A 22,794-nucleotide genomic window follows, 5' to 3' on the forward strand; every position below is an offset into this window, starting at 1 on the left:
GCCGGGCGGCCGGGCCCTAGGGCTCGAAGGTGACGGGGAGGCGGGCCGGACCGCTTCCCGTGGGCGGGACCTGGAGGGTCTTCAGGGCGAACTCCATCACCTCCTTGTAGATGGGGCCGCAGATCTGGCCGCCGAAGTAACTGCCCTTGGTGGCGTTCTGGATGGCGCAGTAGACGGTGACGCGCGGCTTGTCGGCCGGCGCGAAGCCGGCGAAGGACGAGGTGTAGCCCTTGTAGCGGCCGGTCGCGGGATCAACCCGGTTGGCCGTACCGGTCTTGCCCGCGACGCGGTAGCCGGGGATGCGGGCCTTGGTGCCGGTGCCCTCTTCGTCGTCGACGACGGACTCCAGCATCTGCGACACGGTCTTCGCCGTCTTCTCGCTCACCACCCGCGTCTTCTTCGGCTCGGGCGCGGGCGTGAAGCTGCCGTCGGGCCCCTTCGTGCCGCGTACGAGTGTGGGTTCGACGCGTACGCCGCCGTTGGCGATCGTCGAGTAGACCGAGGCCGCCTGCATCGCGTTGATGGAGACGCCCTGGCCGAACGGGATCGTGAACTGCTGGGAGGTGGACCACTTGGCGGGGGGCGCGAGGATGCCGGACGTCTCGCCGGGGAAGCCGAGGCCGGTCTCCTTGCCGAGGCCGAACTTGCGCAGGTAGGAGTAGAGGACCTTGTTGGCCTGGTCCTGTGTCTTGCCCAGCTGGCCGGTGGCGAGGATCGTGCCGATGTTCGAGGACTTGGCGAGCACGCCGTTGAGCGTCAGGTGCCACGTCGGGTGGTCGATGTCGTCCTGGAAGAGGCGGTCGCCGCGGTGCAGCCGGTTGGGCACCGTGACCCGGGTGCCCGGCGTGGCCGCGTTCTCCTCCAGGACCGCCGCCATCGACATGACCTTGGCGGTGGAGCCGGGCTCGAAGGCGTCCTGGAGCGCGGCGTTGCCGAGCGCCGTGCCATCGGCCTCCGCGAGGTCGTTCGGGTCGAAGCCGGGGGCGTTGGCCATCGCGAGGACCTCGCCGGTCCGCGTGTCCTGCACTATCACGTAGCCGCGGTCGGCCTTGGACTTCTCGACCTGCTCCGTGATGGCGTTCTGCGCGGCCCACTGGATGTCGCGGTCGATGGTGAGTTCGACGTCGGAGCCGGGCACCGCGGGAGTCTCCGTGGAGCCCGCGGTCGGCACCTGCCGACCGCCGGACTGGGCGTAGCGGATCTTGCCGTCCTCGCCGGCCAGCTGCTTGTCGAGCTGGCGCTCCAGGCCGCCGCCGCCCTTGCCGTCGGAGTTGACCCAGCCCAGTATCCCGGCGGCCAAATCGTGGTTGGGGTAGACCCGCTTGCTGCTCGGGTCCGCGAGGACACCGGCGAGCACGTTCGGGGAGTTGGGGTCGGTGCCCGCCTTCTCGGCGAGCGCGCCCCGCAGGTCCTTGATCTGTTTCCACACCTGCGGGGTCTGGCGGCGCGCGAGCAGGACGTAACGGGTGTCGGGCGTGCTGAGCTTCTTGGTCAGCTCGGCGACGCTCTTGCCGAGGATCGGCGCGAGGAGCGCCGCCGCCTGCTCGGGCGCGTCCTGGGTCCTCGTCTCCTTCGGCGTGAAGAGCGTGGGGTCGGCCGTGATGTCGTACGCGTCCACGCTGGCGGCCAGTTCGACGCCGGCGCGGTCGGTGATGCGGCCGCGCTCGGCCGTCAGGGTGTGCGTGAAGTAGCGGTTTTTCTCCGCCTTGGCCGTGTACACGCTCGCGTCGACGGCCTGCACCTGGAGGAGCCGCACGACGAAGGCCAGCATCACCAGGGTCAGGCCCAGGCTGACCATGCGCAGCCGTGGGCGGGGGCTGCCCAGGCGGATGGTGCGGGGTCTGGCCTTGGTGCCGGGGCGGCGCGCGGCGGGGCGCCCCGCCGATGCCGGGCGCCGGGGTGCGCCGGGGCGTGCGGGCCGCGAAGGCCCTGGCACCCGGCGCCGCGGGGGTTCCCTGTCGGACACGTAACGTCACCTGCCGGAGGTCGTCGGGGGGCCGGGCTGGGCGGGGTGGGGCGTCGCGGGCGGCACGGCCGCGGATGGCGCGCTCGCGAGGGGCACGGGGGTGGGCGGCACGCTCTGGGGCGGCGCGGGCGGGAGCGGCACGGACGCGGGCCCCGGAGCGGTGGCGGCCGGGGCCGAGGCTGCGGCCGGGGGCGGCGCGGAGATCGGGACGGAGGCCACCGGGGACGCCGCTTCCTGGGGGCGCAGTGCCGAGGGCCGGGCGGCCGCGGCGCCGGGCACACCGCGCACGGTGCCGTCGGGGTCGAGGAAGGCCGGGTCGCCGCCGGGGACCATGCCGAGCTTGTCGGCGCGCCGCTGGAGGGCGTCGGGCGCGGCATAGCCGTCCACGTCGCGCTGGAGCTGCTGCTTCTCCTCGGTGAGGTCCTTCGTCTGCCGCTTGAGTTCGCTCACCTGGAACGAGCCTTCGTTGAGCGAGGAGTTCAGGATGAGCAGCGTGATCAGGCCACCGCCGAGGAGCAGCACGACGAGGAGCACGAAGGGGGTGCGCGCGGCCTGGTTGCGGCCATGCGGGAGCAGTTGGGCGAGGCGGGCGGCCCTCCCCCGCAGCTCGGGCTTCTTGCTCATGGAGCCTCCTCGCGTGACTCAGCTCGGCGGACGGTGCTCACGGGCCCTGCGGCCGCGGCCTGGCCTTAGCTCACGTCCTCCCGGACGCGTTCGGCGCCCCGCAGCCGCGCCGGGGCGGCCCTGCGGTTCTCGGCGACTTCTTCCTCGGTGGGCAGTTCGGCGCCGCGGGTCAGCAGTTTCAGGCGCGGCTGGTAGCGCTCGGGGACGACGGGCAGGCCGGGCGGCGCCGTGTTCGCGGCGCCGGCCGCGAACACCTGCTTCACCAGGCGGTCTTCCAGGGAGTGGTACGACAGGACGGCGATCCGGCCGCCGACGGCGAGCGCCTTCACGGCCGCGGGGATCGCCCGCTCCAGGACGCTCAGCTCGCCGTTGACCTCGATGCGCAGGGCCTGGAAGGTGCGCTTGGCGGGGTTGCCGCCGGTGCGCTTGGCGGCCTGCGGCAGGGAGTCGCGGATCAGCTCGACGAGCCGCGCGCTGTTGCTGAACGGCTCCTTCTCGCGCTCCCGCACGACGGCGCTGACGATGCGCTTGGCCTGCTTCTCCTCGCCGTACTGGCGCAGAATCCGCACCAGTTCGCCGGGCGCGTACGTGTTGAGGACCTCGGCGGCGCTGATACCGGTCGTCTGGTCCATGCGCATGTCCAGGGGCGCGTCCTGGGCGTACGCGAAGCCGCGGTCCGCCTCGTCGAGCTGCATGGAGGAGACGCCGAGGTCGAAGAGGACGCCTTGGACGCGGGGGATGTCCAGCCGGTCGAGCACGTCGGGCAGTTCGTCGTAGACGGCGTGCACCAGGGTGGCCCGGTCGCCGTAGGGGGCGAGCCGTTCGCCGGACAGGCGCAGGGCTTCCTTGTCCCGGTCCAGGGCGACGAGGCGTGCGGCGGGGAAGGTGGCGAGGAGGGCTTCGCTGTGGCCGCCGAGGCCGAGGGTGCAGTCGACGACGACCGCGCCCGGTTCGGCGAGGGCGGGGGCCAACATGTCCAGGCACCGCTGGAGCATCACCGGGACGTGTCGGCTGTTGTCGGTCAAGGGGCCCTCTCAGGTCCGGCGCGGCGTTCGTACGCACTGCCGGGTCCCCGCCCGCTCCGTGAAGGGGAATGGTCCGCCGGCGCCGGGGAAGTGGCGTCAGCCGACCGGGAGCGGGAGGAGGCCGAGCCGTACGTACGCGCCGCGCACGTGGGGGATTCCTGGGAATCTCCGGGATGTGCGGTCCAGCGGGGAGCAGGTCACGTCTCCCGCTTCGCGTCACTTTAGTCCACGGTGTCTCCCGGTCAATCAACCGGCCTGCGCGTCGCGGACCGGTCCGGAAGACGGGGCCGAATCCCCCGTGACCACCCGTTCGGCCGCAGCCGCCACGCCCCTGTGGGGTACCTCACAACAAGAGTCTTTGGCGATCTTTGTCCCTTCTCACAGCGAGCCGTACCCATCGGTGGCCACTAACGTCAGCACCATGTCGACTTCCGCATCCCTTTCGGGCCACACCCCCGCAGAGCCGATCGGCGACAAAGCCGTCGGCTCCGTCACCGACCGCCTGGTCGAGGCGAACACGAAGTACGCCGCCGCGTTCACCGATCCCGGTATGGACGCCCGCCCCGTCCTCAAGGTCGCCGTCGTCGCCTGCATGGACGCCCGGCTCGACCTGCACGCCGCGCTCGGCCTGGAGCTGGGCGACTGCCACACCATCCGCAACGCGGGCGGCGTCGTCACCGACGACGTCATCCGCTCCCTGACCATCAGCCAGCGTGCGCTCGGCACCCGCAGCGTGGTCCTCATCCACCACACCGGCTGCGGTCTGGAGTCCCTCACCGAGGAGTTCCGCCAGGACCTGGAGAACGAGGTCGGGCAGCGGCCGACGTGGGCGGTGGAGTCCTTCCGCGACGTCGAGCAGGACGTCCGCCAGTCGATGCAGCGCGTACGGACCTCGCCGTTCCTGCTGCACACCGACGACATCCGCGGCTTCGTCTTCGACGTGCAGACGGGTCTGCTGCGGGAGATCGAGTCCGCGTAATCGACCCTGCGTGACGGACAAAAGGTCGTAAGACCCGACAAATCGGCGCCAGTTATCCACAGGCGAGTGACACGACCCGGTATGCCCAACAACAATGCGGGGATGGCACCACGCACACCGATCACGCGTGGTGCCGGTGAATTCGGGGTGGACCGGGTCGTGCGCTTGGGCGGCGGCCCGGAAATGGGGTACCCCCCGCTCCTCAGGAGCGCGGGGGAAGGGCCGAGGAGGGCCGGGTGACCACGTATGACGATCGAGCGAGCCTCACAGATCTGACCACCACAGCGGAGCGTGTCCGCGGGTCGGTGGAGGGTGTGATCGAGGGCAAGCCGGAGGTCGTACGGCTCTCGCTGACCGTGCTCCTCGCCGAGGGGCACCTGCTCATCGAGGATGTGCCGGGCGTGGGCAAGACCATGCTCGCCAAGGCGCTGGCGCGGTCCATCGACTGCTCGGTGCGGCGCATCCAGTTCACACCGGACCTGCTGCCCTCGGACATCACCGGGGTCTCCATCTTCGACCAGCAGCGCAGGGACTTCGAGTTCAAGCCGGGCGCCATCTTCGCCCAGATCGTGATCGGCGACGAGATCAACCGCGCCTCTCCGAAGACGCAGTCCGCACTCCTTGAGTCCATGGAGGAGCGCCAGGTCACCATCGACGGGCAGACCTACGAACTGCCCAGCCCCTTCATGGTGGTGGCCACGCAGAACCCCGTGGAGATGGAGGGGACCTACCCCCTGCCCGAGGCGCAGCGCGACCGCTTCATGGCGCGCGTCTCGATCGGCTATCCGGCCCCGGAGGCCGAGCTCCAGATGCTCGACGTGCACGGCGGCGTCTCCCCCCTGGACGACCTCCAGCCGGTGGCGCACGCGCACGACATCGTCAAGCTCATCGACGCGGTCCGCGCGGTCCACGTCGCCGAGACCGTCCGGCGGTACGCGGTGGACCTCGTCGCCGCGACGCGCAGTCACCCGGACCTGAGACTCGGGGCCTCCCCGCGCGCGACGCTGCATCTGCTGCGCGCCGCCAAGGCCTCCGCGGCGCTCAGCGGCCGGGAGTTCGCCCTGCCGGACGACGTACAGGCGCTGGCCGTCGCGGTCCTCGCGCACCGCCTGCTGCCCACCGCGCAGGCCCAGCTGAACCGCCGCACGGCCGAGTCGGTCGTCCTGGAGATCCTCCAGCACACCCCCGTCCCCGCCGCCGCCCAGCCGGGCGGCGGTTTCTTCGCCCCGCAGCCGCCCGGCGCGCGGAGGCTGTGATGACCGCCGGGGGGATGCCCGCGGGCTCCGCCGAGGGCGACAAAGGCGGGCTGCGCACGGCGCTCGCGGGCCTGACCACCCGCGGCCGCTCCTTCCTGGCGGCGGGCATCGCCGCCGCCGTCTGCGCCTACGTCCTCGGCCAGGCCGACCTGCTGCGCGTCGGGTTACTGCTCGCCGTGCTGCCGCTGGTCTGCACCGTGGTCCTCTTCCGCACCCGGTACCGCGTCGCGGGCAGCCGCAGGCTCTCCCCCGCGCGCGTGCCGGCCGGTGCGGAGGCCCGCGTCCACCTGCGCATGGACAACGTCTCGCGGCTGCCCACGGGCCTGCTGATGCTCCAGGACCGGGTGCCCTACGTCCTCGGGCCCCGGCCCCGGTTCGTGCTCGACCGGGTCGAGGCGGGCGGCCGCCGCGAGGTGTCCTACCGCGTCCGCTCCGACCTGCGGGGACGGTATCCGCTGGGGCCGCTGCAACTGCGTCTGACGGACCCGTTCGGGATGTGCGAGCTGACCCGCTCCTTCTCGACGTACGACACCCTGACGGTCATCCCGCGCGTGGAGGCGCTGCCCCCGGTGCGGCTCACGGGCGAGGCGAAGGGGTACGGCGACGGCCGCCACCGCTCGGTGGCGCTCGCCGGCGAGGACGACGTCATCCCGCGCGGGTACCGCCACGGCGACGACCTGCGCCGGGTCCACTGGCGCTCCACCGCGCGCTACGGCGAGCTGATGGTCCGCCGCGAGGAGCAGCCGCAGCGCGCCCGCTGCACGGTGCTCCTGGACACCCGGGGCACCGGCTTCCGGGGCGCCGGACCCGACTCGGCGTTCGAGTGGGCCGTGTCCGGCGCGGCCTCCACCCTGGTGCACATGCTCGAACGGGGCTTCTCGGTCAGGCTGTTGACCGACGTCGGCACCTCGGTGCCGGGCGAGGGCTCCGACGGCTTCGCGGGGGCCAGCCAGGAGTCGGCGGACGCGGCCGGGCTGATGATGGACACCCTCGCGGTGATCGGCCACTCGGACGGCACCGGCCTCTCCCGCGCCTACGACGTCCTGCGCGGCGGCAGCGAAGGCCTCTTGGTCGCCTTCCTCGGCGACCTCGACGAGGAGCAGGCGGCGGTGGTCGCCAAGATGCGCCGGCGCAGCGGCGCCGCGGTCGCCTTCGTCCTGGACAGCGCGGTGTGGGCGCAGGGCCCCGGCGGGGTCCCGGCCGGACCCGGTGACATACGGGTGCAGACGCTGCGCGCGGCGGGCTGGACGGCCCTCGCCGTGCCGCCGGGGGCGAGCCTCACGGACCTGTGGCGCCAGGCCGACCACGCGCGCACGACCGCGGGCCCGGTGCCCGTGACGGGGACCACGACCGGGGGCTGGGCATGAGGACGCGGTACGGATCGCCGGGCCTCCCGCGCGCGGGAGGCCCGGCCGCACGGCACGGGTGTACGACAGTGGGGGGACGGTCATGAGCGGACGCGCGCGGCTCGCGCTGTGTGCCACCGCGGCGACACTGATGGCGTCGTGCGCGCTGCTGCCGCTCGTCGACCCGGCGTCGTGGTTCCTCCAGGCCGTCATCCTGCTGGCGGTGCAGAGCGGTGTCGGCGCGCTGGCCCGGCGGATGCCGCTGGCCAGGGCGCTCACCGTGGCCGTGCAGGCGCTGGCGTCGCTGCTGCTGCTCACCCTGGTCTTCGCCCGCGAGCAGGCCCTCGCGGGCCTCCTGCCGGGCCCCGACGTGTTCCGGCGGTTCGCGGTGCTCCTGGAGGCGGGCGCCGAGGACGTCGGGCGGTACGCGATCCCGGCGCCGCTCAGTGACGGCATCCGGCTGATGCTGGTCGGCGGCGTCCTGGTGATCGGGCTCGCGGTGGACGCCCTCGCCGTGACGTTCCGTGCCGCGGCCCCGGCCGGGCTGCCGCTGCTCGCGCTGTACTCGGTCGCGGCGGGCCTCTCCGGGGACGGTGCGGGCTGGCTGTGGTTCCTGCTCGCCTCGGCCGGTTATCTGCTGCTGCTCCTGGCGGAGGGCAGGGACCGGCTCTCCCAGTGGGGCCGGGTGTTCGGCGGGCCGGCGCGCGCTCCGGGGCGGGTCTCCGGGGGCCTGGACAGCGGCGGGGTGATCGCCCCGGTCCGCACGGGACGGCGCATCGGCGCCCTCGCCCTGGGCATCGCCCTGGTGGTGCCGCTCGCCCTGCCGGCCCTGGACGGCGGCCTGCTGGGCGGCTCCGGTGGCCCCGGTGGAGGCGGTTCGGGCGGCGGCGGGACGATCTCCGCCGTGAACCCCCTGGTCGCGCTCCAGGACAGCCTGAACCAGCCGGAGGACCGCGAGGTCATCTCGTACCGCACGAACGCCCGACGGACTGACGACCTGTATCTCCGGATCGTCTCGCTCGACCAGTTCGACGGCACCACCTGGAAGACCACCGTCCGGCGCATCGGGGACGTGCCCTCTCCCCTGCCGACCCCACAGGGGCTGCTCCCCGACGTCCGCAGGACCGAGATCCAGACGAACATCTCCGCCGCCGAGGGCTACGCGCAGAACTGGCTGCCGATGCCCTTCCCGGCCAGCCAGGTGGAGATCGGCGGCCGCTGGCGGTACGAGCCGGTGGGCCGCGCCCTCGTCGGCGACCGGGGCCAGACCACGCGCGGCGCGAGTTACCAGGTCAAGAGCCTGGTCGTGGAGCCCACGGCCAAGCAGCTGGCGAACGCGCCCTCGCCCCCCGCGGAGCTGCGGAAAGAGTTCACCAAGGTGCCGGACTCGCTGCCGGGGCTGGTCGCGGACACGGCCCGCCGGGTCACCAAGGGCTCCGCGAACCCCTACGAGCAGGCGGTCAAGCTCCAGGACTACTTCGCCTCCGACGGCGGGTTCACGTACAACACGCAGGTGCGGGCGGGCAGCGGGCCCGCGGCGATCGAGAAGTTCCTGAGGCAGAAGGAAGGGTTCTGCGTCCACTTCTCCTTCGCGATGGCCTCCATGGCGCGCACGCTCGGCATCCCGGCGCGCGTCGCGGTGGGCTTCACGCCGGGTTCCGCGCAGGCCGACGGCACGATGTCGGTCGGGCTGCGGGACGCGCACGCCTGGCCCGAGTTGTACTTCGAGGGCGTGGGCTGGACCCGTTTCGAGCCGACGCCGAGCCGGGGCACGGTGCCCGAGTACACCCGCTCCGACGTTCCCTCGGGGGACGCGAGCGATCCGGACACCCCGGAGCCGTCCCGGTCCGCGGAGCCGTCCGCGGCGCCCTCGGCGTCCGACTCCTGCCCGCCCGACCTGCGCAGGCAGGGCGGCTGCGCGAGCGCCGCGCCCGAGGTCGCGGCCGGGTCGGGCGGTGACGGGCCGCCCCTCGGGATGATCGTCCTGGTGGTCCTGGCGGCGCTGCTCGTCGTCGCCGTGCCCCTGCTGCCGATGCTGTGGCGGACCCGGTTGCGGTCGGCGCGGCTGGGCCCCGGTGGCCGTACGCCGACGGACGCCGTCGCGCGGACCATGGCCGCCTGGCTGGAAGTGATCGACACGGCCTGGGACCACGACATTGAGCCGGACGAGTCACAGACCCCCCGCTCGGCCGCCGCGCGGATCGTCCGCATCGGCCGGCTGCCGTCCGGCCCCGCGGAGGCCGTCCACCGGGTGGCGACCGCCGTGGAGCAGGTGCTGTACGCCCCGAGCCCGCGGCTTCCGGCGACAGGACTGGCGGAGGACGTCCGGCGGATACGGGAAGGGCTGCACGCCACGTCGACCCGTTCCGCCCGGCTGCGGGCGACGCTCGCGCCGCGTTCGGCCGCACGGGTGGTGTGGGCGGTCTCGGACCGCTGGACGGCGTTCAGCGATCGCTGGAGTGAGCGGGCCGCCAAGCGGTGGACGGCGCTGACGCGCAGGCTGCCGCGCCGCGCCGCGTAGGAAGGGTGAGGACATATGTGTAAGGGGTGACCGCCTGGCGGTCACCCCTTACACACACTCATCAAGTCAGTTTGCTCGCCCTTGCCGGGCCGAAGCTCACTGACCGCCCTGCTGTTCGTCGCGGCGGCGCTGCCACCGCTGCTCGATGCGGTCCATGACGGAACGACGCTGCCTCGTCTGTCTGCTGCGGATATGGGGCCCGTCCTGCGCGGCGGCCGCGCCGGCGGGCTGCTCGCCCGGCTTCGGGGCCTTGCGCCAACCGGTGACGGCGAGCACCGCGCAGCCCAGCATGACGAGAAACCCCACCACGCTGATCCAGATCTGCTGGGCGACCATTCCGGCCATGAGAAGGGCGATGCCCACCAGGAAGCCCACGACCGCTTGGTAGACCCGCTTCCGGGTGTACGTACGCAGCCCGCTTCCCTCAAGCGCTGTCGCGAACTTGGGATCTTCGGCGTACAGCGCTCGCTCCATCTGCTCGAGCATGCGCTGCTCGTGCTCCGAGAGCGGCACGGAGTCCTCCTCATCGTGCAGTCGCCGGGGCGACCGGGGGTCCCCTTCAGGATAGGCAGGGAATCGCCCCCGTGAAACCCGCCCCTCTGCGCCAACTTCGCCAAACCGGACCTTCACAGCGCTCCGGCTCGCTGAAGCGTGCATTCCCCAGCGGCCGAACCGTCATGCCGAACGGTGTCCTTCGATCATACGGCGCCAGTACTCCGTTCGGGGGTCCTGTGGCGTACTCCATGTGCGGCTGCGCCCCTGATCAGCGAGGCGGCCACGCCCGCACCTCAGGCCGCCGCGCCACCTTGCGGCCCGCGTGCCTCACCGAGCACATGCAGCTGGGTGGCCACGGAGTGGAAGGCGGGCAGTTCGGCGGCGGCTGCCTCCAGCTTGAGCAGGGCGTCCAGGGCGCCCGGCTCCGTGTCCACGAGGACGCCGGGGACGAGGTCCGCGAAGACCCGCACACCGTGCACGGCGTCGACGCGCACGCCCGCCGCCTCGACCAGCTCGGTGAGCTGCTCGGCGGTGAACCGGCGCGGCACGGGGTCGCCCGCGCCCCAGCGGCCCGCCGGGTCGGTCAGCGCCGTCTGGGCCTCCTTGAAGTGGCCGGCGAGGGCGCGCGCGAGCACGGCGCCGCCGAGTCCGGCGCCGAGCAGGCTGAGCACTCCGGAGGGGCGCAGCGCGTCGACGGCGAGGCGTACGCCCTCGGCCGGATCGTCCACGTACTCCAGGACGCCGTGGCACAGGACGGCGTCGAAGCCGCCGCGCTCGACGACGTCGAAGAGGCCGAGCACGTCGCCCTGGACGCCGCGCACGCGGTTGGCGACCCCGGCCTCGGCGGCCCTGCGCTCCAGGGCGAACAGGGCGTTGGGGCTGGGGTCGACGACGGTGACGCGGTGGCCGAGCTGGGCGACGGGCACCGCGAAGTTGCCGCTGCCGCCTCCGGTGTCGAGCACGTCGAGTTCGGTGCGCGACTGGCGGCCCGTGACCTCGACGCGGCGGTCGAGGGCCTCCTTCAGGACGTCCCAGACCACGGCGGTACGGAGCGAGGCGCGGGGACGGGGGGAGTCCGAGCGCGGCGACGCCGTCTGAGCGTGGTGGTGGGAGGCGGGCGGGCGCATCGGGTCCGACACGGCAGTTGACTCCTCGGCGCGTGGGGTGCGATCTCCCCCACCCTATTGCCTGCCGCGCGGTGCCCGGGCACCCGTCCCGGGGCGCGGACGCGCCGGTCAGCTCGCGTCCGGCGGCTCCTGCCTCGCCTGGGGCAGCACGGGCTGGAGCACCAGCATCCGCTCGACCAGGCGCAGGAACATCGCCACGTCACGGAGGAGGTCGTCGGCGTCGCGGGCGGTGGCGGCCCCTTGGATGCCCGCCTCGGCGCGGGCCCGGCGGGCGGCCCCGGAGGCGAACAGCGCGCTCCACTCGGTCAGTTCGGGGGCTATCTCGGGCAGGACTTCCCAGGCGCTGCGGATGCGCTGCCTGCGGCGCGGGGTCGTCTCGGGGCGCCCGCGCGCGGCCAGGACGGCGGCCGCGGTGCGCAGGGCGGCGAGGTGGGCGGTGGCATAGCGCTCGTTCGGGGCGTCCAGACGGGCGGCCTCGTCGATCCCGGCGTGGGCCTGGGCGAGCAGTTCGAGTGCGGCGGGCGGAGCGGTCGCGCGGCGCAGGACGGGGTGGACATCGCTCGCCGGGCCGGCGGTCGAGGGTGCAGGGCCGACGGCGCGGTGCCGACGTGCGGCTGCTGCGGAAGTGCTGGCCATGACGAACCTCCTGTCGTCGTGTGACGGCACGGTGGCCGTATGCACCCATCGTGGGGCACGCCACTGACAATCGGCTCTGACCTGCGCCTTTGCCTCGATCGCGGGTTCGGGCCTATTTTTGAACTGACTGGTCAGTTCAAAAGAGGTCCACCAGAGGGGCGGGGACTGTGCACGATGACCGGACCGACGGCGCGCCCGGAGCCGCCGTCACCGCCGAAGGGCTCGGGCTCAAGGGGCCGCGCGGCTGGGCGTTCCGCGGCGTCACCTTCGAGGCGGAGCCCGGGTCGCTGATCGCACTGGAGGGCCCGTCGGGGTCGGGCCGCACCTGTCTGCTGCTCGCTTTGACGGGACGTATGCGCGCCACCGAGGGCCACGCGCGCGTGGGGCGCCACCAACTGCCCGAGCACCTCGCGGCGGTGCGCCGGATCAGCGGGCTCGGGCCCGTGCCGGGCGTCACCGACCTCGAACCGGCCCTGACCGTCGCGGAGCACCTGCACGAACGGGCGCTGCTGGAGCGGCGGTTCGGCGGGCCGCTGCGGGGACTGCTGAGGCCGCGCGCCGAGCGGGCGGCCGAGACGCGGTCGCGCGTCGAGGCCGCGCTGGCCGCCGCGGGGCTGGACCTGGAGTCGCTGCCCAAGGGGCGGCGGACCTCCGTACGCGACCTGGAACGGCTGGAGGCCCTGCGCCTGTCCGTGGCGCTGGCGCTGATCGGCCGGCCGCGCGTCCTCGGCGTCGACGACACCGACCTCAAGCTTTCGGACGCCGAACGGACCGAGGCCTGGGGGCTGTTGCACTCCCTCGCCGAGAGCGGGACCACCGTCGTGGCGGTGTGCAGCGAGGCGCCGAAGGGCGCGGTCGTGGTGCGCACCGGCGGCCGGGAAACGGACCAGGAACCGCACCGCACCGACGACGACAAGGAGACGGCGGATGCGCTCGCCGAAGCTCGCCGCGCTTGAACTCAGGCGCTTCGGCAGGGGAAGGCTGCCGCGCGCCGCGCTCGTGGCGCTCCTGGTCCTGCCCCTGCTGTACGGCGCGCTGTACCTGTGCTCCTTCTGGGACCCGTACGGCCGTCTGGACCGCATCCCCGTGGCGCTCGTCAACGAGGACAAGGGGGCCGCCACGCAGGGCAAGAAGCTCACGGCGGGCGACTCCCTCGTCGAGAAACTGCGCGACAGCAAGACCTTCGAGTGGCACGAGGTCACGGACGCCGAGGCGCGCAGGGGTGTCGAGGACGGCACCTACTACCTGTCGCTGACCATGCCGCCGGACTTCAGCAAGCGCATCGCGTCGAGTTCGGGGGACTCTCCGGAGACGGGCGCTCTGCGGGTGCGCACGAACGACGCCAACAACTACATCGTCGGGCAGATCTCGCGGACGGTCTTCTCCGAGGTCCGCAGGGCCGCGTCCACGAAGGCCTCGCGCTCCTTCCTCGACAAGATCTTCATCTCCTTCTCCGACATCCACGACAAGACGCAGAAGGCCGCCGAGGGCGCCGACAAGCTCGACGGCGGCATCGGCAAGGCGAAGAAGGGCACGACGGACCTCGCGAAGGGCCTCGGGGACGCCAAGGACGGCAGTGGCGACCTGGCCGCGGGCGTGAAGAAGCTCCACAAGGGCGCGGGCGACCTGAAGAGCGGCGCCAAGCGGGTGGCGGAGGGCACGCAGAGGCTCGCCGACAAGGTCAACGGCACCGCGGAGAAGGTACGGCCCTTCCTCAAGGACGACGGCAAGACCATCGGGGACACGGCCCAGCTGGTCGCCGACTCCTCCAAGGCGATGCGCCGCAACCTCGGCACCTGGGTCAAGCTCGCCCCGAAAGCCGCGGCGGGCGCCGAGAAGGGCTCCAAGGTCATCGGGAAGCTCTACACGGACCGCTGCGAGCAGGCCCCCGCCCCCGACCCGGCCTGCCCGCAGCTCAAGGAGGCCAAGAAGGCCGCCGAGAACGTGTCGGCCATCGCCGACGACATGAACGAGGTGATCAAGGACCAGAACAGCGACGTCAAGAAGCTCGACAAGCATCTGGCCGATCTCCAGAAGAAGTCGCAGGCGCTCGCCGACCGCGCCCCGCACCTCGACGACGACCTGGAGAAGGCCGTCACCCAGATCAACACCCTCGACAAGGGCGCGGACAAGGTCGCCGACGGCGCCAGGAAGCTGCACACGGGCCTCGGCACCGCCAAGGCGGGGGCGAGCGACCTGGACACGGGCATCGCCAAGCTGGAGACGGGTGCGAGCGACCTCAAGGGCGGCATGTTCAAGCTGGCCGACGGCTCCGCGAAGCTGTCCGGCGGCCTGCACGACGGCGTCAAGAAGATCCCCGACTACGGCAAGAAGGACCGCGACGACCGCACCGGCGTCATGGCCGACCCCGTGCGGCTCGCCTCGCAGTCACTGCACAAGGCGCCCAACTACGGCACGGGCTTCGCGCCCTACTTCATCCCGCTCTCCTTGTGGGTCGGCGCGATGGTGGCGTACATGCTGATCCCGCCGCTCAACCGGCGCGCGCTCGCCGCGGGCGCCTCCGCGTGGCGCATCGCGCTGGCCGGCTGGCTGCCGGTGGCGGCCCTCGGGGTGCTCCAGACGGTGGCCCTCATGTCCGTCCTGCACTGGGGCCTCGGCCTCCAGATGGCCAGGGCGGCCGGTACGGTCGCGTTCCTCTTCCTGGTCACGGCGTGCTTCGCGGCCATCGTGCAGTGGCTCAACGCCCGCTTCGGGGCGGCCGGGCGCATCCTCGTCCTCGCGCTGCTCATGCTCCAGCTGACGTCGGCGGGCGGCACCTATCCCGTGCAGACGAGCCCCGGCTTCTTCGGCGCGGTCCACCCCTACCTGCCGATGAGCCACGTCGTGGACGCCCTGCGCAGGCTGATCACGGGTGGCGGCCTGGCGCCCGTATGGCTGGCCTGCGCGGTCCTGGCGGCCTTCACGGCGGGCGCCCTCGCGCTCACCGCGCTCTCCGCGCACCGCAAGCAGGTGTGGACCCTGGACCGGCTGCACCCGGAGCTGAGCCTGTGAGCACGTCAGGGCCGGGCCGCCCGGCGGGACCTGTGAGAATCAAGGCCATGGACAGCAGCGCAGTCAGCACCCGGCGCGAGGCCACCCGGCAGAAGCTCTACGAGGCAGCCGTCACCCTCATCGCGGAGCAGGGTTTCTCCGCGACGACGGTCGACGAGATCGCCGAACGGGCCGGGGTCGCGAAAGGCACCGTCTATTACAACTTCGCGAGCAAATCGGTCCTCTTCGAAGAGCTGCTGCGGCACGGCGTCGGCCTGCTCACCGCCTCCCTGAAGGACGCGGCCGAGGCGACGGACAAGAACGGCGGCAGCAAGGTCGACGCCCTGGACGCGATGATCAGGGCCGGTCTCGTCTTCATCAACCGCTATCCGGCCTTCACCCAGCTGTACGTCGCCGAGCTGTGGCGCACGAACCGCGCCTGGCAGTCCACCCTCCTGGTGGTCAGGCAGCAGGCCGTCGCGGTCGTCGAGGACGTGCTGCGCGGCGGCGTCGAGAACGGCGAGCTGAGCGACGAGATCGACATCCCCCTGACGGCGGCGGCCCTCGTCGGCATGGTGCTGGTGGCCGCCCTCGACTGGCAGGCCTTCCAGCCGGAGCGCTCCCTGGACGACGTGCACGCGGCCCTGTCGCGGCTGTTGCAGGGCCGGGTGAGCGGCACGCGCGCGTAGCGGCCGGTACGCCCACATGACAGCGCCGGTCCGGTGCCCCTTGTTCTCCAGGCGGCACCGGACCGGCGCTTTCTTGTCCCCCGTGCGACCCCCGTATGGTCGTTCCCCCGAGTCGCCCCCGTACCTCGCTCCCGCCTGGCGGCGGAAGGAGCGGCCAAGGACGCTGCGCCGTTCCGCCGCCCCGTGTCGGCGGTACCGGCGCCGCGTCCTTCTCCGTGCCCCACACTCTTCCGTCTCCGCAGGTCGTGGCCCATCCGCGCGCGTACTCATCTCACCGGCTAGGTACGGATACTCAGGCATGCGGGCTCGCCCCCAGGCCGCCCGGCCCCCGAGTGGTTACGATCGCGTCCGTGTCCGTACTCCCCCTGGTGTTCACCAGCGGCTGGGCGAGCGGGATCAACGCGTACGCCGTTGTCCTGCTGCTCGGCGTCTTCGGCGCGACCGGGATCAGCGACGAGGTCCCCGAGGCCCTCCAGCGGCCGGACGTGCTGATCGCGGCCGGTGTGCTCTTCGTCTGCGAGGCCGTCGCCGACAAGATCCCGTACGTCGACTCGGTCTGGGACTCGGTGCACACCGTGATCCGGCCGGTCTCCGGGGCCGTGGTGGGGGCGCTCCTCGCGGGGCAGAGCGGCTCCCTCTCCGACCTCGCGGCGGGCGCCGTGGGCGGGTCGACGGCGCTGGCCAGCCACGCGGTGAAGGCCGGGACGCGGATGGCGATCAACACCTCGCCGGAGCCGTTCAGCAACATCGTGATGAGCACCGCCGAGGACCTCGGGGTCGGCGGGATCATCTCCTTCGCGATGTTCTACCCGGAGGCCGCGGCGATCATCGCGGCCGTGCTCCTGCTGCTCGGCCTCTTCCTGCTGTTCTTCCTGGTCTCCCGCATCCGCAGGTTCTTGCGGCGCAGGGCGCAGCGGCGCGAGGAGAAGCGGCTGGCGGGGCGGACGGGGCCGCCCCCGCTCTGAGGGCCTGCGGTGTGACTGTCAGTGGCGGCCGATAAAGTCCCTGGCATGGCACGGATTGTGGTGATCGGCGCCGGGATGGGCGCCATGACGGCCGCCGCCCGGCTGGCCGTCGCGGGCCACCGGGTGGTGGTGTACGAACGCGGGCGGACGTACGGCGGCGCGCTCGGCCGCGTCGAGCGGGACGGCTTCGCCTTCGACACCGGACCGGGACTGCTCCCGCTCCCCGCGGTCTACCGCGACCTGTTCGTCAAGACCGGCAAGGAGCCCCTGGAGCAGTGCGCCGAGCTCTCCCAGGTGGAGCCCGCCGTGCGCCATGTCTTCGCCGACGGCACCACGACGGACCTGCCGAACGCGTCGCGCGCGGGCGTGGGCGAGGCCCTGGACGCGGCGCTCGGCGACGGCGCGGGCGCCCGCTGGGCGGCGTTCATGAACCGCGCCAGGGAGACCTGGGACCGCACCCGCCGCCCCCTGCTGGAAGAGCCGCTGTACCCCAACTGGGAGGTGCTCGGCGCCCGCGAGCCGTACCCCGCGGTGCCCCACAAGCGCCTGCTGCGCCGCGAGCGCCGGGCGGCCACGCTCAGTGAGATCGGCGCGCTGGAGCTGGGGGGCGACGCCCGGCTGGCCGCGCTCCTGGAGCACTCCGCCCTCGCGCACGGCCTCGACCCGCGCGCCACCCCGGCGAGCGCGGCCGTCCTGCCGTACATGGAGCAGACCTTCGGCACCTGGTCGGTGCGGGGCGGTCTGCGCGCGCTGGCCACGGCGGTGTACGAGCGGTGCCTGGCCCGCCGGGTCGAGTTCGTGTTCGACGCCGCGGTGGTCCGGATCGTCGAGAAGGACGGCCGGGCGGCGGGCGTGGAGCTGGCCGACGGCACGACGGCCGATGCGGACTTCGTGGTGGCCGGCGTGGCACCCACCGCCCTGAGCAGGCTGACGTCCGGTGTGAACATACGGTCGCAGGGTGATGTGCCCGCGCGCACCGGGATGCCCAGCCGCCTGACGGTCCTGCTGGCCCTCTCCGGGGCCCGCCCCGAAGGCACCCCGCACCGGACGGTGCTGCACTCGGCCGACCGTCAGGACGAGCTGGACCGCCTCTTCGGAGAGCGGCCCGGGCTGCCCGCCTCCCCCACGGTCACGGTGCTGCGCCCCGACGACCCGGAGCTGACCCCCGACGGCGCACACGAAGCGGTGACGCTCACGGTCACGGTGCCGGCACACCTGGAGGTCTCCCCGGCCGACGTGGAGCGGGTGATCTCCCGTGCCGAGGCCGCGATCCCCGGGCTGCGCGAGCGCCTCCTGTGGCATGAGGCGCGCACCCCCGCGGACATCGCGGAGGCCACCGGCGCCGAGGGCGGCGCGGTCCCGGCCCCGGCGCTCGCCGCGGCCGGCGGCTCGCTCCTGCACCCGGCCAACAGCACGCGTCTGCCGGGTCTCTTCGCGGTCGGCGGCTGGTCGCACCCCGGCGGCGGTCTGCCCCACGCCGGCATGTCGGGCGCGCTGGTCGCCGGACTGATCGTCGAGGGGCCGGAGTTCCGCGGCTCGCAGTGAGACCGCGAAGGGTCAGCGGGCAGCGGGTCAGTACCGGTACTGCTGTTCGTTGTGGCCCGGGTCGTAGCCGGAGTCGTGGCCGGAACCGTGGCCGCCGCTGTGGCCGTCGGGGTGCCCGCCCTGGTACGGGTAGGGCTGTTCGGCCGGGAGTTCACCGCCGTACTGCTCGTCGGTGGTGCGCTGGTGCGGCACCCAGACGCCGCCGGGCGGGGTGTCGTTGTACACCTCGCCGAGGCCGCCGTAGGTGTCGCCGCCGTACGGGGCGTACTGCTGCTGGTCGCCGTAGGTGTCGTAGCTCTGCCGGGCGCCGTAGGTCTGGGTGCCGACGTACGGGTCGGAGTACGCGGCGTACTGCTGGTGGCCGGTCTCGTCGTAGCCGTAGCTCTGCTGGTCGAAGCCGGTGTAGGCCGCGGCGTCGTAGCCCTGGCCGCCCTCGCCCTGGAAGGCGTCGCCCGCGGCCGGTGGGGCGTACGGGGCGTCGGTGTAGACGCCGTACTGCCCGGTGTCGTCGGGCAGCGGCTCCGTTTCGTAGACCCCGGGGGCGTGCGCGGGTGGCGGCGGGGTCTGCTCGAACTCCAGGTCGGACACCTGGAGCGTCGGCTCCTGCGCGGCGGCCGCGCCCACTGCCGCGCCCTGGGCCGGCTTCCTGCGGCGCTTGCTCAGGTTGGGCTTGCCGCCGAGCGCCCAGCCGGTGGAGAAGCCCCGGCGGAACGACAGCGTCACGTACGTCTGGCCGACGGCGAAGGCGATGGCACCGGCCCCGATCACCGGGACCGACCCCATCACCACACCGACGACGACGCCCAGGAACCCCACGAACGCCAGCACGCGCCAGCGCAGCCTCGCCTTGTACTGCAACAGCACCTCGCCGAGCAGCCACAGCGCGACGAACCCGAACGCGATGTAGAGGACCGTCCAGCCCATGTACGCCCCACTCCCCTACGGCCGCCGCCCGTGGGTACGGGGGTACTGCCGTTCAAGCCTGCTGATGCAGACCAAGATTCTCGTAGATCTCGAGCGTCGCCGTGGAGTTGTTGAGCGTGATGAAGTGCAATCCCGGCACGCCTTCGGCCAGCAACCGCGCGCAGAACTCCGTCGCGAACTCGATGCCAATGGAGCGTACAGCGGCGGGATCGTCTTTGACCGCGAGGATGCGCTCTTTCAGCGCGGTCGGGAAGACGGCGTTGCTGAGCTGGGGCAGCCGGTCGAGCTGGCGGACGTTGGTGACCGGCATCATCTCGGGGATGATCGGCGTCGCGCAGCCGGCCGCCTCGACGCGGTCGCGCAGCCGCAGGTACTCCTCCGGGTCGAAGAACATCTGCGTGATCGCGTAGTCCGCGCCGGCCCGGCACTTGTCGATGAAGTGCCGGGTGTCGGACTCCCAGTCGGGCGACCGCGGGTGCATCGCGGGAAAGGCCGCGACACCCACGCAGAAGTCGCCGGACTCCTTGATGAGTTCGACCAGCTCGGAGGCGTAGGTGAGGCCCTCGGGGTGCGCGACCCACTCGCCGAGCGGGTCGCCCGGCGGGTCGCCGCGGACCGCCAGCATGTTCCGGATACCGGCGTCCGCGTACTGCCCGATGATGTTGCGCAGCTCGGCCACGGAGTGGTCCACGGCGGTCAGGTGGGCGACGGGCGTCAGCGTGGTGTCGGCGACGATCTGCTGGGTCTCCTTGACCGTGCCGGTACGCGTCGAACCGCCCGCTCCGTAGGTGACGGAGACGAAGTCCGGGGCGACCGCCTCGACCCGGCGCAGCGCGTTCCACAGATTCCGCTCGCCCTTCGGCGTCTTCGGCGCGGAGAACTCGAACGAGTACGTCGTCTTGCCGGTCGCGAGCATGTCGCGCACGGTGCGCGCGCGGTCAGTCCTGGTGGAAGCTGTGCCTGAGGCCATACCGGCAGGTTAGCCAGGCCCTGGCGCTCCCCCAACCGGACCAGTGGATTTCATCCCATTCGCCGGTTTCTTGTCCACGGATCGGACATCGCCCGGCGGGTACGGCAGGCGGGTACGCCCGGCGGGTGTCAGTCGGCCGTACGCAGCCGCTTGGCGAACTCCGCCGCCACGGCGCCCGGGTCGTCGGCCTCGGTGATCGCCCGGACGACGACCACCCGGCGCGCACCCGCTTCCAGCACCTCGTCGAGGTTGCCCGCGTCGATGCCGCCGATGGCGAACCAGGGGCGGTCCGTGCCGAGGGAGGCCGTGTGGCGGACCAGGCCGAGGCCGGGGGCGTGGCGGCCCGGCTTGGTGGGCGTGGGCCAGCAGGGGCCCGTGCAGAAGTAGTCCACGCCGTCCTGGGCGGCGGCCGCGGCGGCCTCGGACTCGGCGTGCGTGGAGCGGCCGATGAGGACGTCATCGCCGAGGATGGCGCGGGCCGCGGGGACCGGCAGATCGCCCTGGCCCAGGTGCAGCACGTCGGCACCGATGGCGTGCGCGACGTCCGCGCGGTCGTTCACCGCGAGGAGCTTGCCGTGCCGCCGCGCGGCGTCGGCGAAGACCTGGAGGTGCTCCAGCTCCTCGCCGGCCTCCATGCCCTTGTCGCGCAGCTGCACGATGTCGACGCCGCCCGCGAGGACGGCGTCGAGGAACTCGGGGAGGTCTCCCTGACGCTTGCGGGCGTCCACGCAGAGGTAGAGCCGGGCGTCGGCGAGCTGGGCGCGCGGGTGGTCGGCGGCCATGGAGAAGTCCCCCCGGTGTCGATGGGCGTGCGGGCCGCGCGTGACGCGACCCGCATCCCGAACGGTGTGTTCAGTCAGACGACGGGCGCCTGCTCAGACGGCGAGCGCCTGGGCGCGGCGCTTCACCTCCGTGCCGCGATTCTCGCTCAGCGCCTGCGCGGGAGTGCCGGGCAGGGTCGGGTCGGGGGTGAAGAGCCACTCGAGCATCTCTTCGTCGTTGAAGCCGTCGTCCCTCAGGAGCGTCAAGGTGCCGACGAGGCCCTTGACGATCTTGTCGCCGTCGATGAAGGCGGCCGGCACCTGAAGTGTCCGGTTCTCACCACGGCGTACGGCGATCAGCTGGCCGTCCTTGACCAGCTGGCGCACACGCGTCACCTCGACGTCGAGCATTTCCGCGATGTCGGGGAGGTGGAGCCAGGCGGGGACGAGAGCGTCGGTCTTTGCGTCAATCTCGGTCACGGGACCAGCGTATCTCTGGCCGGGGGCCTGTAGCGGACGGCACCGCGCTCGGGGGTGCGGGTCAGTGGGGGCTGGGCGCGCAGTTCCCCGCGCCCCCTGCGGGACGCTAGAGCGCCGCCTTCTTCAGCGGTACCGACGGGTCCGCCGCCGACGTCGGGTCGAGGTGGGTGCCCGCTTCGATCAGTTTGCGGCCCTGGGCCAGGTCCCTGGGGCGGCCCACCGCGAGGACCGCCGCCAGGGCGCCGTCCCGCAGCCAGCACACCGACCACGCGGCGCCCGTGGGGTCGCCGCGCCACACCAGTTCGTCGTCCGGCGTGTGATGGCCCGCGTACTGCACGAAGCGGCCGAACTGCTCCGACCAGAAGTACGGAACCGGGTCGTACGCCACGGGCTCCTCGCCGATGATGTCCGCCGCGACCGTGCGCGGGCCCTGGAGGGCGTTGTCCCAGTGGTGGACGAGCAGACGTTCGCCGTACCGGCCCGAGGGGAACGAGGCGCAGTCGCCGACCGCGTACACGTCGGGCGCCGAGGCGCGCAGGTGGTCGTCGGCCACGACCTCCCGGTGGGCGCCCAGCTCGATGCCCGAGCCGGCCAGCCAGGCCGTCGCGGGGTGTGCGCCGATGCCGACGACGACCGCGCCGGCGGGCAGCCGGGTCCCGTCGGCCAGGACCACCGCGCCCGGCTCGACGTGCTCCACGCGCGCGTGGAGGCGCAGCACGGCTCCGCAGTCCGCGTACCAAGCCGCCATGGGGGCGGCGACCTCTTCGGGCAGCGCCCCCGCGAGCGGCCGGCCGGCGGCCTCGACCACCGTGACGGCACAGCCCGCCTCGCGCGCGGCCGTGGCGAACTCGGCGCCGATCCAGCCGGCCCCCACCACCACGATGTCGTGCTGCGCTGCGAGCACCGGCCGCAGCCGCGCCGCGTCGTCCAGGGTGCGCAGGAGGTGGACGCCGGGGACGCCCTCGGCACCGGGCAGCCGGATCGGTTCGGCGCCGGTCGCCAGGACCAGGACGTCGTAGGGGACCGGGCCCGCGGCCGTGTCCAGCTCGTGGTCCGTGGGCCGCACCCCGGTGACCTCGCGGCCCAGGTGGAGCCCGATGCCGAGCGCCTCGAAGTCGATGTCGAAGGCGGAGCCCTCCGCCTTGCCGAGCAGCACCGCCTTGGACAGCGGCGGCCTGTCGTACGGCTGATGGGGTTCCGCGCCGAGCACGGTGACCGGACCGGCGAACCCCTGTTCGCGCAGGGCCACGGCGGTCTGCACCCCGGCCATCCCGGCACCGACGATGACGACGTGCCGCTCCCCCTGCTCACCGCGCCGCCGCGCCGGCCCCTGCTGCTCGCTCTGCGTCTGCTGCTCGCTCACCCGATCACTGTAGGGCGGCGGGCAGCGGCGTCCTCAGAGGCGGGCGGGGAGATCTCTGACACACCGTCACCGCCCGTGCGCCGGGTGGCTCCCCTACTGCCGCGCGGGGCGACGGGCTAGGGTGGCCGGTG

The 22,794-nt window shown here is 72.9% G+C and carries 20 protein-coding genes; 9 read left to right on the forward strand and 11 right to left on the reverse strand.

The window, feature by feature from the left end; all coding sequences use genetic code 11:
• Window positions 1-16: 16 nt before the first annotated feature.
• The 3 genes from J2N69_RS08950 to rsmH form a co-directional block, all read right to left on the reverse strand.
• Entirely contained in the window at window positions 17-1,966 is a 1,950-nt protein-coding gene (locus J2N69_RS08950) for a peptidoglycan D,D-transpeptidase FtsI family protein (protein ID WP_230900252.1), read from the reverse strand.
• Window positions 1,967-1,972: 6 nt separating this feature from the next.
• Window positions 1,973-2,590, reverse strand: a complete 618-nt coding sequence (locus J2N69_RS08955) for a cell division protein FtsL (protein ID WP_230900253.1) — start codon at window positions 2,588-2,590, stop codon at window positions 1,973-1,975.
• A 65-nt stretch (window positions 2,591-2,655) separates the two neighbouring features.
• Window positions 2,656-3,615: a 16S rRNA (cytosine(1402)-N(4))-methyltransferase RsmH gene (gene rsmH / locus J2N69_RS08960; RefSeq protein ID WP_269075600.1), complete on the reverse strand. Its 960-nt coding sequence runs from the start codon at window positions 3,613-3,615 to the stop codon at window positions 2,656-2,658.
• A gap of 358 nt (window positions 3,616-3,973) precedes the next feature.
• Between rsmH and J2N69_RS08965 the strand changes: the two genes are divergently transcribed.
• The 4 genes from J2N69_RS08965 (at window position 3,974) to J2N69_RS08980 (ending at window position 9,717) form a co-directional block, all read left to right on the forward strand.
• The gene (locus tag J2N69_RS08965; RefSeq protein WP_408056691.1) at window positions 3,974-4,594 is read left to right on the forward strand and encodes a beta-class carbonic anhydrase; all 621 of its coding nucleotides are present in this window, start codon (window positions 3,974-3,976) and stop codon (window positions 4,592-4,594) included.
• A gap of 236 nt (window positions 4,595-4,830) precedes the next feature.
• Complete coding sequence (locus tag J2N69_RS08970; protein WP_230900255.1) at window positions 4,831-5,850, forward strand: AAA family ATPase; 1,020 nt, start codon at window positions 4,831-4,833, stop codon at window positions 5,848-5,850.
• Window positions 5,850-7,217, forward strand: coding sequence for a DUF58 domain-containing protein (locus J2N69_RS08975; protein WP_230900256.1), 1,368 nt, complete (start codon window positions 5,850-5,852; stop codon window positions 7,215-7,217). Before J2N69_RS08970 ends, J2N69_RS08975 begins: the two co-directional genes overlap by 1 nt.
• Window positions 7,218-7,299: 82 nt before the next feature.
• A complete protein-coding gene (locus J2N69_RS08980; RefSeq protein WP_230900257.1) occupies window positions 7,300-9,717 on the forward strand; it encodes a transglutaminase TgpA family protein in 2,418 nt (805 codons plus the stop codon).
• Window positions 9,718-9,813: 96 nt separating this feature from the next.
• On the opposite strand, the gene J2N69_RS08985 is transcribed toward J2N69_RS08980, so the two are convergent.
• From J2N69_RS08985 to J2N69_RS08995, 3 genes are all read right to left on the reverse strand, one after another.
• Complete coding sequence (locus J2N69_RS08985; protein WP_230900258.1) at window positions 9,814-10,230, reverse strand: DUF3040 domain-containing protein; 417 nt, start codon at window positions 10,228-10,230, stop codon at window positions 9,814-9,816.
• Between the two features lie 275 nt (window positions 10,231-10,505).
• On the reverse strand, window positions 10,506-11,351 hold the full coding sequence (locus tag J2N69_RS08990; protein ID WP_230900259.1) for a class I SAM-dependent methyltransferase: 846 nt from the start codon (window positions 11,349-11,351) through the stop codon (window positions 10,506-10,508).
• Window positions 11,352-11,447: 96 nt separating this feature from the next.
• A complete protein-coding gene (locus tag J2N69_RS08995) occupies window positions 11,448-11,975 on the reverse strand; it encodes an SAV_6107 family HEPN domain-containing protein (protein ID WP_230900260.1) in 528 nt (175 codons plus the stop codon).
• A gap of 167 nt (window positions 11,976-12,142) precedes the next feature.
• Here J2N69_RS08995 and J2N69_RS09000 point away from each other — a divergent pair, with 167 nt between their 5' ends.
• The 5 genes from J2N69_RS09000 (at window position 12,143) to J2N69_RS09020 (ending at window position 18,165) form a co-directional block, all read left to right on the forward strand.
• Window positions 12,143-12,931, forward strand: coding sequence for an ATP-binding cassette domain-containing protein (locus J2N69_RS09000; protein ID WP_230900261.1), 789 nt, complete (start codon window positions 12,143-12,145; stop codon window positions 12,929-12,931).
• The gene (locus J2N69_RS09005; protein WP_230900262.1) at window positions 12,903-14,987 is read left to right on the forward strand and encodes a YhgE/Pip domain-containing protein; all 2,085 of its coding nucleotides are present in this window, start codon (window positions 12,903-12,905) and stop codon (window positions 14,985-14,987) included. The genes J2N69_RS09000 and J2N69_RS09005 overlap by 29 nt, the downstream gene beginning before the upstream one ends.
• 47 nt (window positions 14,988-15,034) lie before the next feature.
• On the forward strand, window positions 15,035-15,655 hold the full coding sequence (locus J2N69_RS09010; protein ID WP_230900263.1) for a TetR/AcrR family transcriptional regulator: 621 nt from the start codon (window positions 15,035-15,037) through the stop codon (window positions 15,653-15,655).
• A gap of 350 nt (window positions 15,656-16,005) precedes the next feature.
• A complete protein-coding gene (locus J2N69_RS09015; RefSeq protein WP_230900264.1) occupies window positions 16,006-16,620 on the forward strand; it encodes a DUF4126 domain-containing protein in 615 nt (204 codons plus the stop codon).
• Window positions 16,621-16,665: 45 nt separating this feature from the next.
• Complete coding sequence (locus J2N69_RS09020; protein WP_230900265.1) at window positions 16,666-18,165, forward strand: phytoene desaturase family protein; 1,500 nt, start codon at window positions 16,666-16,668, stop codon at window positions 18,163-18,165.
• Window positions 18,166-18,192: 27 nt separating this feature from the next.
• On the opposite strand, the gene J2N69_RS09025 is transcribed toward J2N69_RS09020, so the two are convergent.
• The 5 genes from J2N69_RS09025 to J2N69_RS09045 form a co-directional block, all read right to left on the reverse strand.
• Window positions 18,193-19,089 carry a hypothetical protein gene (locus tag J2N69_RS09025; protein WP_230900266.1) on the reverse strand — a complete coding sequence of 299 codons (897 nt, stop codon included), beginning with the start codon at window positions 19,087-19,089 and terminating at the stop codon, window positions 18,193-18,195.
• Between the two features lie 52 nt (window positions 19,090-19,141).
• Window positions 19,142-20,059: a methylenetetrahydrofolate reductase [NAD(P)H] gene (gene metF, locus J2N69_RS09030; protein WP_230900267.1), complete on the reverse strand. Its 918-nt coding sequence runs from the start codon at window positions 20,057-20,059 to the stop codon at window positions 19,142-19,144.
• Between the two features lie 128 nt (window positions 20,060-20,187).
• Window positions 20,188-20,841 (reverse strand): thiamine phosphate synthase, encoded by a 654-nt coding sequence (gene thiE / locus J2N69_RS09035; protein WP_230900268.1) that lies wholly within the window; start codon window positions 20,839-20,841, stop codon window positions 20,188-20,190.
• A gap of 93 nt (window positions 20,842-20,934) precedes the next feature.
• The gene (locus J2N69_RS09040) at window positions 20,935-21,300 is read right to left on the reverse strand and encodes an Rv2175c family DNA-binding protein (RefSeq protein ID WP_127910625.1); all 366 of its coding nucleotides are present in this window, start codon (window positions 21,298-21,300) and stop codon (window positions 20,935-20,937) included.
• A gap of 106 nt (window positions 21,301-21,406) precedes the next feature.
• Window positions 21,407-22,570, reverse strand: a complete 1,164-nt coding sequence (locus tag J2N69_RS09045) for an NAD(P)/FAD-dependent oxidoreductase (protein WP_230904649.1) — start codon at window positions 22,568-22,570, stop codon at window positions 21,407-21,409.
• Between the last annotated feature and the right edge of the window lie 224 nt (window positions 22,571-22,794).

Source organism: Streptomyces huasconensis (assembly GCF_021028635.1).
In the GTDB taxonomy this organism is placed as follows: Bacteria; Actinomycetota; Actinomycetes; order Streptomycetales; family Streptomycetaceae; genus Streptomyces; species Streptomyces huasconensis.